Raw genomic sequence first — 11,032 nt, 5'->3', positions numbered from 1 at the left:
AACTGTCCAACATTATGGGGTCAGTTCAACAATGTCTCCGGTTTTTCGATGTCAGATTAGATTATTACGCGATATCTTCATCGTACTGCGGTACCGGGTTGCGGAAACTCTTGGTCACACAAGCCAGGTAGATCAGGCCAATACCAGCCCAGATCAGCCCCAGAACCATAGAGCTCTCTTCCAGGTTCACCCACAGCGCACCCACGGTCAGCGCACCGCACATCGGCAGGAACAGATACTGGAAGTGGTCTTTCAGCGTCTTGTTACGCTTCTCACGGATCCAGAACTGGGAGATTACCGACAGGTTAACGAAGGTAAACGCCACCAGCGCACCAAAGTTAATCAGCGCCGTCGCCATAACCAGGTCGAAGTTGATTGCCAGCAGGGCAATCGCGCCAACCAGGATGATGTTCATGGACGGAGTACGCCATTTCGGGTGTACATAACCGAAGAAACTTTTCGGGAATACACCGTCACGCCCCATCACGTACATCAGACGCGCTACGCCTGCATGCGCCGCCATCCCGGATGCCAATACGGTAATGGTGGAGAAAATCAGCGCGCCAACCTGGAAGAACTTACCGGCTACGTACAGCATAATTTCAGGCTGTGAAGCATCCGGGTCCTTGAAGCGAGAGATGTCCGGGAAGTACAGCTGCAACAGATAGGTGGAGACAATAAAGATCAGGCCACCGATCAGCGCGGTCAGGAAAATTGCACGCGGGATCACACGCTCAGCATCCTTGGTCTCTTCAGAGAGGTTGCTGATACCGTCGAAACCAGTGAACGAGAAGCACAGGATAGTGGCCCCCGTGATCATTGGAATCACGTGCGCATCACCTGACCAGAACGGACGGCTGCTCACCAGCGTACCCGCACCTTCCCCTTCGAACACGCCATAAACGACCATGCCGAGGATCACCGCAATCAACACGACCTGCAACAGCACGATCACGGTGTTGAAGTTCGCGACAGATTTGAGGCTGCGCAGGTTAAAAGCAGTCATAAAGGCCACCAGTGCTACCACGAAAATCCATGACGGTATCGACGGCACCAGCGCTTCAAAATAGATTTTCGCCAACAGAATGTTGATCATCGGTGCGAACAGGTAGTCCAGCAGTGATGACCAACCCACCATAAAGCCAACGGTCGGGCTAATGGATTTCTGGGCGTAAGTGTAGGCAGAGCCTGCAGACGGATAGCGACGCACCAGTTTACCGTAGCTCAGTGCGGTAAAAAGGATGGCGATCAGTGCAAAGGCGTAAGCTGTCGGGACGTGACCATCGGTCATTCCTGATACGATACCGAATGTATCGAACAGCGTCATCGGCTGCATATAGGCAAGGCCCATCATGACAACCGGAACCAGCGTAAGCGTTTTACGTAATTCCACGCGAGAGGTGTTTGGAGTAGCGTTATGCGACATGGTTATCCTCCATTACGGCGGAAACCGTCGCGTAAGCAAAAAATTGCCCCATTTTTTGTTAATCCTCAGCGACAACAACTGTCGATTTTTAAGTAAGTATCTATCCGGTACGAAGCCCGGCCTCTTTTATGAATGATTGGTTTGATGCAAAAAAATAACCGACGCGTATTAAAACGTCGGTTAATCTCATTTTTTGCAAGCGGCGCATTGTGCCCTAAATTAGGGCGAAATGACAAGAGAATGAGAGCCTCGTCAAAAAATATTTTTTCCTAACTGATTGATTTATCGACAACCGTTTTTACATAGACCCCCGCGATAGCACTATTTGCTAAAATTTCATCCCGCCACCATGCACTGGCTAATCCCGCGGTCTGCTCGTTCCAGCCAATCCACACGGGTTCAAACAAAATTTGCGCGACAACTTTCTTCTCAATCAGGGCCCCGCTGTCCAGAAATCGTTGTGCCAGATAGCGCGGAATATAACCACATCCCAGGCCACTTATCTGCAGTTCCAGTTTGGTTTTGAAGTCAAAAACGGTGATGGCTTCCTGATCGTCAAGAAGCTGAGAAGCCGATACGTTCGCGGGATGCACATTATCGCCGACCACAATGGCGCGAAAACGTTTGATCGTCCGGCGACTCAACGGTTCCGGCTCCTGCGCCAATGGATGATGGGGGGCAACAACAAAAGCCTGTTCAAGCACACCCAGACGCGCAAAACCAAAGTCACTCGCTGTGGGTGGGTCACGCATGGCACCCACAATGATATCGGCCCGGCCCTGAATCAGGGCATCCCAGGAGCCGCCCAGTACACCATTGATAAATTTAAGACGCGTCACGCTGTGGTGTTGATAGAAAGCTTCGATGAGCGGGGCAAGAAGCGAAAAGGGAAAGGTATCGTCTACGCCGATAACCAGTTCATTCTCCCAGCCTTCATGCAGTTTGATGGCCTGCTTTTCAAGTTCGCGCACGGTATGTAATACCTCGCGTCCCTTTTCCAGCAGCATCTGTCCGGTACGGGTAAATTTGGCCCGGTGTCCACTACGATCCAACAACTGAATATTGAGATCGCTTTCCAGTTTGTGGACGGTATAACTCAGCGCTGACGGCGTCTTAAACAATTTTGCGGACGCCGCCGCGAAACTCCCCTCTTTCTCTAACGCATCAAGAATGATCAGAACATCCAGCAGTGGTTTCATACTCGCCCCCTGGCGGTATACAGCGACACTCTGCTGATCTGTCACTCCATCGGCATCACCAGCGGATCGGGATACTGGTACTCAAATCCAAGCTCATTACAAATTCGGTTGCCATCAATGACTTTACCTTTACCGTTATCCACTCCGTCCCGGAAATCCGGTGGTTCCATCCCCAACAGACGTGCCATCTGAGGGTAGAACACATTGCGCGCCGGATGCATAGGCGCACATATATTATAGATGTGTCCCCCTTTAGGCGCTTGTAGCAGCAACGTGATAGCAGAAACCACGTCATCCAGATGCACCAGATTGACGCCATGCTGCCCATCAGGTGCAGTTTTACCCGCAAAAAAGCGACCGGGATGTCTGCCCGGTCCCACCAGGCCTGCCAGGCGCAGAATATCTACCGACGTTCCCGGCAAATTGTGCAGCCAGTCTTCGAGTTCTTTCAGGACACGACCACTTGCCGTGACCGGATTGCGTGGTGTGCCCTCTTTCACTGTCCCCTGCACATCACCATAAACCGAGGTAGAGCTGGTAAAAATAATCCGTGGAATACGATACGCCAGCGCACTGTCGACCAGTTCCTGCATTGCCTGCAAATAAAACGTCTCACCCGGGCCACTACGGCGTGCAGGTAGGGTGATGACCAGCGCATCCACATCCATTAGCGCATCGAGATCGTCAGGTTCACAGACCAGTTCAGGCTCCAGGCGCAGCGAGTAGCTTTCAATACCGCTCATTCGGGCCGCTTCCACCCCATCCAATGTGGTTTTGCTGCCGGTAACCTGCCAGCCCCTGGCTGCCAGAGACATGGCTAACGGCATGCCTAACCAACCTAATCCGACAATTGCGACCTTTTTCATGCCTTTTCTCCTGACTTTTGGCCTATAACCCAAGGCTACGCCAGCCCACGGTGGCTGACAATTCATAGTATCAATATGAAATGAATTAATGATCAAAAAAAGCCCTTGCTTTCCGTGGCTAAAGTGGTTTAGGTTAAAAGACATCAAATGAATAAGCATTCATCGAGAAAATTTATGACACGCGCTCAATTTAATCACCATCATCACCATCATCCTGACTAGTCTTTCAGGCGATGTGTGCTGGGAGACATTTAAATCTTCCAGCGGTGCATGAGCGTATGAGAAAGCCCCCGGAAGATTTCTTCCGGGGGCTTTTTTTTGTGCGTGACCCAAACCGATTCAGACAGGATAACGAGGAATAGAGAATGTTAGACAACACCCGCTTGCGCATAGCTATGCAGAAATCAGGCCGTTTAAGCGATGACTCACGCGAATTGCTGGCCCGCTGTGGCATTAAAATTAATCTTCACACCCAGCGTCTGATTGCGATGGCAGAAAATATGCCTATCGATATTCTCCGCGTACGCGATGACGATATCCCGGGTCTGGTCATGGATGGCGTCGTTGATCTCGGCATCATCGGTGAAAACGTGCTGGAAGAAGAACTGCTCAACCGCCGGGCACAGGGTGAAGATCCTCGTTACTTTACGTTACGTCGTCTGGACTTCGGCGGCTGTCGTCTTTCGCTGGCGACCCCGGTAGACGAAGCCTGGGACGGTCCGTCTGCACTGAATGGCAAACGTATCGCCACCTCTTATCCGCACCTGCTCAAACGCTATCTCGACCAGAAAGGGGTTTCGTTCAAATCCTGTTTGTTAAATGGGTCTGTCGAAGTTGCTCCCCGTGCGGGACTTGCAGATGCAATCTGCGATCTGGTCTCCACCGGTGCAACGCTTGAAGCCAACGGCCTGCGTGAAGTGGAAGTCATTTACCGCTCCAAAGCCTGTCTGATTCAGCGCGACGGAGAAATGGCCGATGCTAAGCAACAACTGATTGATAAGCTGCTGACTCGTATTCAGGGGGTTATTCAGGCTCGCGAATCTAAATACATCATGATGCACGCGCCAAGTGAACGTCTGGACGACGTTATCGCCTTGCTGCCAGGCGCTGAACGCCCAACGATTTTGCCACTGGCCGGCGATCAGCAGCGCGTGGCAATGCACATGGTTAGCAGCGAAACCCTGTTCTGGGAAACGATGGAAAAACTGAAAGCGCTTGGCGCCAGCTCCATCCTGGTGCTGCCTATTGAGAAGATGATGGAGTAATTCCACTTATGCTGCCCGGTGGCGCTTCGCTTGCCGGGCCTACAAGACCCGTAGGCCGGATAAACAACGTGCCATCCGGCAAAAAAAGGAAGACGATTATGAGCTTTAATACCATCATCGACTGGAATAGCTGTACTGAAGAGCAGCAAAGTGAATTACTGATGCGCCCGGCAATCTCGGCGTCAGAGAGCATCACCCGTACCGTGAGCGAAATTCTGCATAACGTAAAGTCGCGCGGTGACGCAGCGCTACGTGAATACAGCGCAAAGTTTGATAAAACTAACGTGAATGCGCTGAAAGTCAGTGCTGAAGAGATTGCCGCCGCCGGCGCACGTCTTGGCAATGACCTTAAACAGGCCATGGCAGTCGCCGTGAAAAACATTGAGACGTTTCATAACGCGCAACAACTGCCGGTCGTCGATATTGAAACGCAGCCTGGTGTACGCTGCCAACAGGTTACCCGCCCGGTAAATTCTGTTGGACTGTACATTCCCGGTGGCTCCGCGCCGCTCTTCTCAACGGTGTTAATGCTCGCCACCCCGGCCCGCATTGCAGGCTGTAAAAAAGTGGTGTTGTGCTCTCCCCCACCTATCGCCGATGAAATTCTGTATGCCGCGCAGCTCTGCGGCGTACAGGACGTGTTTAACGTTGGGGGCGCACAAGCGATTGCCGCGCTGGCGTTTGGCAGCGAATCCGTGCCGAAAGTGGACAAAATTTTCGGCCCCGGTAATGCCTTTGTGACCGAAGCCAAGCGTCAGGTTAGTCAGCGTCTGGACGGTGCCGCCATCGATATGCCAGCAGGCCCGTCTGAAGTACTGGTGATTGCCGACAGCGGCGCCACGGCGGATTTCGTTGCCTCTGACTTACTCTCACAGGCCGAACACGGCCCCGATTCCCAAGTGATCCTGTTGACGCCGGATGCCGGTATGGCCAGCCAGGTTGCTGAAGCAGTAGAACGCCAGCTTGCCGCGCTGCCACGCGCTGAAACCGCGCGGCAGGCGTTAAGCGCCAGTCGTCTGATTGTCACCCGCTCTCTCGCGCAATGCGTAGCGATTTCTAATGCGTACGGCCCGGAGCACCTGATCATTCAGACCCGCAATGCTCGCGAACTGGTCGATGACATCACCAGTGCGGGCTCTGTCTTTCTCGGTGACTGGTCACCGGAATCTGCCGGTGACTATGCCTCCGGGACTAACCACGTGCTGCCTACCTACGGCTATACCGCAACCTGCTCAAGTCTTGGACTGGCCGATTTCCAAAAGCGGATGACCGTACAGGAATTATCGCCGCAAGGTTTCTCTGCCCTGGCCGCAACCATCGAAACGCTGGCCGCCGCTGAACGACTGACAGCCCACAAAAATGCCGTTACCCTGCGCGTTAACGCCCTGAAGGAGCAAGCATGAGCACTGACAACATTCTCAGCGTTACTGATTTAGCCCGTAAAAATGTCCGTGAGCTAACACCGTATCAGTCTGCCCGCCGTCTGGGCGGAAATGGCGACGTCTGGCTCAATGCCAATGAGTTCCCCACCGCCGTTGAATTCCAACTGACTCAGCAAACACTGAACCGTTATCCGGAGTGCCAGCCGAAGGCAGTGATCGAGAACTACGCGCAGTATGCAGGCGTTAAGCCAGAGCAGGTACTGGTCAGCCGCGGTGCTGATGAAGGTATCGAGTTGCTGGTACGTGCTTTTTGCGAGCCGGGTAAAGATGCGATTCTCTACTGCCCGCCAACCTATGGCATGTATAGCGTCAGTGCTGAAACCATTGGCGTTGAATGTCGCACCGTACCGACTCTTGCCGACTGGCAACTGGATTTACAGGGTATCGCTGACAAGCTTGATGGCGTGAAAGTGGTTTACGTATGCAGTCCAAATAACCCGACGGGCCAGTTAATTAACCCGCAGGATCTGCGTTCACTGCTCGACATGACGCAGGGCAAAGCCATCGTGGTCGCCGATGAAGCGTATATCGAGTTTTGCCCGCAGGCCACACTGGCGGGCTGGCTATCGGAGTACCCAAACCTGGTGGTACTGCGCACCCTGTCTAAGGCGTTTGCCCTTGCCGGTTTGCGCTGCGGATTTACGCTAGCTAATGAAGACGTTATCAACCTGTTGTTGAAAGTGATCGCGCCTTACCCGCTCTCTACACCGGTGGCAGATATCGCCGCTCAGGCACTAACGCCGCAAGGCATTTCCGCTATGCGTGAGCGCGTGGCGCAGATTCTGCAAGAGCGTCAGTACCTGGTTGATAACCTGAAAACCCTCCGCTGTGTCGAACAAGTTTTCGACTCTGAAACCAACTATGTTCTGGCGCGCTTCACCGCATCAAGCAGCGTATTTAAATCTTTGTGGGATCAGGGCATTATCTTACGAGACCAGAACAAACAACCTTCATTGAGCGGCTGCCTGCGTATTACTGTCGGAACCCGTGAAGAGAGCCAGCGCGTCATTGACGCCTTACGTGCGGAGCAAGTATGAGCCAGAAGTATCTTTTTATTGACCGTGATGGAACCCTGATTTCCGAGCCGCCCAGTGACTTTCAGGTTGATCGCTTCGACAAGCTTGCCTTTGAGCCGGAGGTGGTCCCGGTCTTGCTAAAACTGCAAAAAGCAGGTTTTAAGCTGGTGATGATCACCAACCAGGATGGACTGGGAACACAAAGCTTCCCGCAGGCGGATTTTGACGGTCCGCACAACCTGATGATGCAAATTTTCACTTCACAGGGCGTTATATTTGATGAAGTACTGATCTGCCCGCACCTGCCGGCAGACGCGTGTGATTGTCGTAAACCCAAAGTGAAGCTGGTCGAGCAATACCTGATTGAACAGGTGCTGGATACCGAGAACAGCTACGTGATCGGCGATCGCGCAACCGACATTCAACTGGCGGAAAACATGGGCATCACCGGGTTACGCTATCACCGCGACACGCTGAACTGGGCAATGATCGGTGAGCAGCTAACCAAACGGGATCGCTACGCCCACGTTGAACGTAATACAAAAGAAACGCAGATTGACGTTAAAGTCTGGCTGGACCGCGAAGGCCGCAGCAAAATTAATACCGGGGTCGGCTTCTTTGACCACATGCTGGATCAAATCTCGACCCACGGTGGTTTTCGCATGGAGATAGCCGTCAAAGGCGATCTGTATATTGACGATCACCACACCGTTGAGGATACCGGGCTGGCTCTGGGCGAAGCCTTAAAACTGGCGTTGGGCGATAAACGAGGCATCAACCGTTTTGGTTTTGTGCTGCCGATGGACGAGTGCCTCGCACGCTGCGCCCTGGATATCTCCGGGCGTCCACACCTGGAGTACCGGGCTGAGTTTACCTATCAGCGCGTCGGCGATCTGAGTACGGAGATGATCGAACACTTCTTCCGTTCGCTCTCTTACACCATGGGTGTCACGTTACACCTTAAAACCAAAGGTAAAAATGACCACCACCGCGTGGAAAGTCTGTTCAAAGCCTTTGGCCGCACGCTGCGCCAGGCTATTCGCGTAGAAGGCGACACGCTTCCTTCTTCAAAAGGAGTGCTGTGATGAACGTGGTGATCCTCGACACCGGCTGTGCCAACCTGAACTCGGTGAAATCCGCCGTCGCACGCCACGGCTATGAACCGGTGGTTAGCCGCGATGCGGATGTTGTGCTGCGTGCCGATAAACTGTTTCTGCCTGGTGTGGGTACCGCACAGGCGGCAATGGATCAGCTACACGAGCGTGAGCTGATTGAACTGATTAAAGCCTGCACACAACCTGTACTGGGGATTTGCTTAGGTATGCAGCTGCTTGGTCGGCGCAGTGAAGAAAGCAACGGTGTCTCCCTGCTGGGGATTATTGATCAAGACGTACCCAAAATGACCGATTTTGGTCTGCCGTTGCCGCATATGGGCTGGAACCGTGTCTATCCACAGGCCGGAAACCGCCTTTTCCAGGGCATTGAGGATGGGGCGTATTTCTATTTTGTACACAGCTACGCTATGCCGGTGAACCCATGGACTATTGCGCAATGCAACTACGGTGAGCCCTTCACCGCAGCGGTACAAAAGGATAATTTCTTTGGCGTGCAGTTCCACCCGGAGCGTTCAGGTGCCGCTGGCGCGAAGTTGCTGAAAAACTTTCTGGAGATGTAATGATAATTCCGGCATTAGATTTAATCGACGGCACTGTTGTGCGTCTTCATCAGGGCGATTACGCAACGCAGCGTGATTACGGTACCGATCCCCTGCCCCGTTTACAAAGCTATGCCGCACAAGGCGCAAAGGTGCTGCACCTGGTGGACCTGACCGGTGCAAAAGATCCGCAGAAACGGCAAATACCGCTGATTAAAACACTGGTGGCTGGCGTAAACGTACCGGTGCAGGTAGGGGGCGGCGTACGTACTGAAGAAGACGTCGCCGCTTTGCTGGATGCGGGCGTTGCACGTGTGGTTGTCGGCTCGACGGCGGTAAAATCGCCCGAGCGTGTTAAAACCTGGTTCACGCGCTTTGGTGCTGACGCGCTGGTTCTGGCGCTGGATGTGCGGATCGACGAGCTCGGGAATAAACAGGTTGCGGTCAGCGGCTGGCAGGAAGACTCCGGCGTTTCACTGGAAGAACTGGTTGAGGCCTATTTACCCGTCGGTCTGAAGCACGTGCTGTGCACCGATATCTCCCGCGACGGCACGCTGGCTGGCTCAAACGTTGCACTGTACGAAGAAGTCTGTGCGAAATACCCCCAGGTGGCATTTCAGTCATCCGGCGGGATTGGTGGGATTGAAGATGTCGCCGCCCTGCGCGGAACCGGCGTTGGCGGCGTCATTGTGGGTCGTGCTTTGCTGGAAGGTAAATTCACCGTTGAGGAGGCCATCCAATGCTGGCAAAACGCATAATCCCTTGCCTTGATGTTCGTGACGGGCAGGTTGTCAAAGGTGTTCAGTTCCGCAATCACGAGATTATTGGCGATATCGTTCCTCTGGCAAAGCGCTATGCCGATGAAGGCGCAGATGAGCTGGTTTTTTACGATATCACCGCATCGAGCGATGGTCGCGTGGTGGACAAAAGCTGGGTATCATGCGTAGCAGAAGTAATCGACATTCCGTTCTGTGTCGCCGGTGGAATTAAATCACCCGAGGATGCCGCAAAGATACTGTCTTTCGGCGCAGATAAAATTTCTATCAACTCCCCTGCTCTGGCTGACCCAACGTTGATCAGCCGCCTGGCGGATCGCTTTGGCGTGCAATGCATCGTGGTGGGTATCGACACCTGGCATGATGCACAAACCGGGAAGTATCACGTCAATCAGTACACCGGAGATGAAAACCGTACGCGCGTTACACAGTGGGAAACGATCGACTGGGTAACAGAAGTGCAAAAACTGGGCGCCGGTGAAATCGTACTTAATATGATGAATCAGGACGGCGTGCGTAACGGCTACGATCTTGAGCAATTGAAAAAAGTGCGCGAAGTTTGCCACGTTCCGCTGATCGCCTCAGGCGGTGCCGGAACGATGGAGCACTTTCTCGAAGCCTTCAGGGATGCGGATGTCGATGGCGCGCTTGCCGCCTCCGTCTTCCATAAGCAAATTATCAATATTGGCGAATTAAAAGCGTACCTGGCAACACAGGGCGTGGAGATCAGGATATGTTAACCAAGCAACAATGCCGCGAGCTGGACTGGGAAAAAACCGATGGAATGATGCCAGTCGTCGTACAGCATGCGGTTTCCGGTGAAGTGCTGATGCTCGGGTATATGAACCCGGAAGCGCTGGATAAAACGATCGAAAGCGGCAAAGTGACCTTTTTCTCGCGTACTAAACAGCGCCTGTGGACCAAAGGTGAAACCTCTGGTCACTTCCTGAACGTAGTGAGCATTGCACCTGACTGCGACAACGACACCCTGCTGGCGCTGGTTAACCCGATTGGGCCAACCTGTCACAAAGGCACCAGCAGCTGTTTTGGTGAGTCCAGCCACCAATGGCTGTTCCTGTATCAACTGGAGCAACTGCTGGCTGAGCGCAAAACGGCAGATCCCGCCAGCTCCTATACCGCAAAATTGTACGCCAGCGGTACGAAGCGAATTGCCCAGAAAGTTGGAGAAGAAGGTGTTGAGACAGCACTGGCCGCGACCGTGCATGACCGTTTCGAGTTGACCAATGAGGCATCGGACCTGATGTATCACCTGCTGGTTCTGCTGCAGGACCAGGATCTCGATCTAACGACTGTGATTGAGAATTTACGCAAACGCCATCAGTAATAGAACGATACCGGCATCATGCCGGTATCGTTATTTCGCCGGG

The 11,032-nt window shown here is 53.3% G+C and carries 12 protein-coding genes, 1 pseudogene and 1 other annotated feature; of the genes and pseudogenes, 9 read left to right on the top strand and 4 right to left on the bottom strand.

Going from position 1 to position 11,032, the window contains the following annotated elements:
• Positions 1–64: 64 nt before the first annotated feature.
• The 4 genes and pseudogenes from plaP to FDX19_RS07740 form a co-directional block, all read right to left on the bottom strand.
• Complete coding sequence (plaP, locus tag FDX19_RS07755; RefSeq protein ID WP_040231916.1) at positions 65–1,426, bottom strand: putrescine/proton symporter PlaP; 1,362 nt, start codon at positions 1,424–1,426, stop codon at positions 65–67.
• The gene (gene yoeI, locus FDX19_RS25665; protein WP_101741514.1) at positions 1,416–1,478 is read right to left on the bottom strand and encodes a membrane protein YoeI; all 63 of its coding nucleotides are present in this window, start codon (positions 1,476–1,478) and stop codon (positions 1,416–1,418) included. Before yoeI ends, plaP begins: the two co-directional genes overlap by 11 nt.
• A gap of 162 nt (positions 1,479–1,640) precedes the next feature.
• Positions 1,641–2,625, bottom strand: a pseudogene (locus FDX19_RS07745) (LysR substrate-binding domain-containing protein).
• A gap of 41 nt (positions 2,626–2,666) precedes the next feature.
• Entirely contained in the window at positions 2,667–3,491 is an 825-nt protein-coding gene (locus FDX19_RS07740; RefSeq protein WP_137382273.1) for an SDR family oxidoreductase, read from the bottom strand.
• Positions 3,492–3,665: 174 nt separating this feature from the next.
• Between FDX19_RS07740 and hisL the strand changes: the two genes are divergently transcribed.
• From hisL to hisIE, 9 genes are all read left to right on the top strand, one after another.
• The gene (hisL, locus tag FDX19_RS07735) at positions 3,666–3,713 is read left to right on the top strand and encodes a his operon leader peptide (RefSeq protein ID WP_101741515.1); all 48 of its coding nucleotides are present in this window, start codon (positions 3,666–3,668) and stop codon (positions 3,711–3,713) included.
• Positions 3,689–3,811 (top strand) — a sequence feature (His leader region). Its footprint overlaps the gene before it by 25 nt.
• Before the next feature lie 45 nt (positions 3,812–3,856).
• Entirely contained in the window at positions 3,857–4,756 is a 900-nt protein-coding gene (gene hisG, locus FDX19_RS07730; RefSeq protein WP_005128078.1) for an ATP phosphoribosyltransferase, read from the top strand.
• 98 nt (positions 4,757–4,854) lie between these two features.
• Complete coding sequence (hisD, locus tag FDX19_RS07725) at positions 4,855–6,159, top strand: histidinol dehydrogenase (protein ID WP_137382272.1); 1,305 nt, start codon at positions 4,855–4,857, stop codon at positions 6,157–6,159.
• Entirely contained in the window at positions 6,156–7,235 is a 1,080-nt protein-coding gene (gene hisC / locus FDX19_RS07720) for a histidinol-phosphate transaminase (protein WP_137382271.1), read from the top strand. The genes hisD and hisC overlap by 4 nt, the downstream gene beginning before the upstream one ends.
• Positions 7,232–8,299 (top strand): bifunctional histidinol-phosphatase/imidazoleglycerol-phosphate dehydratase HisB, encoded by a 1,068-nt coding sequence (hisB, locus tag FDX19_RS07715; protein WP_137382270.1) that lies wholly within the window; start codon positions 7,232–7,234, stop codon positions 8,297–8,299. The genes hisC and hisB overlap by 4 nt, the downstream gene beginning before the upstream one ends.
• Positions 8,299–8,889, top strand: coding sequence for an imidazole glycerol phosphate synthase subunit HisH (gene hisH, locus FDX19_RS07710; RefSeq protein ID WP_137382269.1), 591 nt, complete (start codon positions 8,299–8,301; stop codon positions 8,887–8,889). The genes hisB and hisH overlap by 1 nt, the downstream gene beginning before the upstream one ends.
• A complete protein-coding gene (gene hisA / locus FDX19_RS07705) occupies positions 8,889–9,626 on the top strand; it encodes a 1-(5-phosphoribosyl)-5-[(5-phosphoribosylamino)methylideneamino]imidazole-4-carboxamide isomerase (RefSeq protein ID WP_137382268.1) in 738 nt (245 codons plus the stop codon). Before hisH ends, hisA begins: the two co-directional genes overlap by 1 nt.
• The gene (hisF, locus tag FDX19_RS07700; RefSeq protein ID WP_137382267.1) at positions 9,608–10,384 is read left to right on the top strand and encodes an imidazole glycerol phosphate synthase subunit HisF; all 777 of its coding nucleotides are present in this window, start codon (positions 9,608–9,610) and stop codon (positions 10,382–10,384) included. The genes hisA and hisF overlap by 19 nt, the downstream gene beginning before the upstream one ends.
• A complete protein-coding gene (gene hisIE / locus FDX19_RS07695) occupies positions 10,378–10,989 on the top strand; it encodes a bifunctional phosphoribosyl-AMP cyclohydrolase/phosphoribosyl-ATP diphosphatase HisIE (protein WP_137382266.1) in 612 nt (203 codons plus the stop codon). Before hisF ends, hisIE begins: the two co-directional genes overlap by 7 nt.
• The last annotated feature ends 43 nt before the right edge of the window (positions 10,990–11,032 follow it).

The sequence above is a fragment of the Citrobacter sp. wls619 genome (assembly GCF_005281345.1).
Classification (GTDB): domain Bacteria; phylum Pseudomonadota; class Gammaproteobacteria; order Enterobacterales; family Enterobacteriaceae; genus Citrobacter.
This window is presented reverse-complemented; position numbering and strand designations above follow the sequence as displayed.

Bases quoted from the DNA above. Each gene is read 5' to 3' on its own strand.
- plaP (WP_040231916.1), bottom strand. From the start codon at position 1,426: ATGTCGCATAACGCTACTCCAAACACCTCTCGCGTGGAATTACGTAAA.
- FDX19_RS07740 (WP_137382273.1), bottom strand. From the start codon at position 3,491: ATGAAAAAGGTCGCAATTGTCGGATTAGGTTGGTTAGGCATGCCGTTA.
- hisG (WP_005128078.1), top strand. From the start codon at position 3,857: ATGTTAGACAACACCCGCTTGCGCATAGCTATGCAGAAATCAGGCCGT.
- hisD (WP_137382272.1), top strand. From the start codon at position 4,855: ATGAGCTTTAATACCATCATCGACTGGAATAGCTGTACTGAAGAGCAG.
- hisC (WP_137382271.1), top strand. From the start codon at position 6,156: ATGAGCACTGACAACATTCTCAGCGTTACTGATTTAGCCCGTAAAAAT.
- hisB (WP_137382270.1), top strand. From the start codon at position 7,232: ATGAGCCAGAAGTATCTTTTTATTGACCGTGATGGAACCCTGATTTCC.
- hisH (WP_137382269.1), top strand. From the start codon at position 8,299: ATGAACGTGGTGATCCTCGACACCGGCTGTGCCAACCTGAACTCGGTG.
- hisA (WP_137382268.1), top strand. From the start codon at position 8,889: ATGATAATTCCGGCATTAGATTTAATCGACGGCACTGTTGTGCGTCTT.
- hisF (WP_137382267.1), top strand. From the start codon at position 9,608: ATGCTGGCAAAACGCATAATCCCTTGCCTTGATGTTCGTGACGGGCAG.
- hisIE (WP_137382266.1), top strand. From the start codon at position 10,378: ATGTTAACCAAGCAACAATGCCGCGAGCTGGACTGGGAAAAAACCGAT.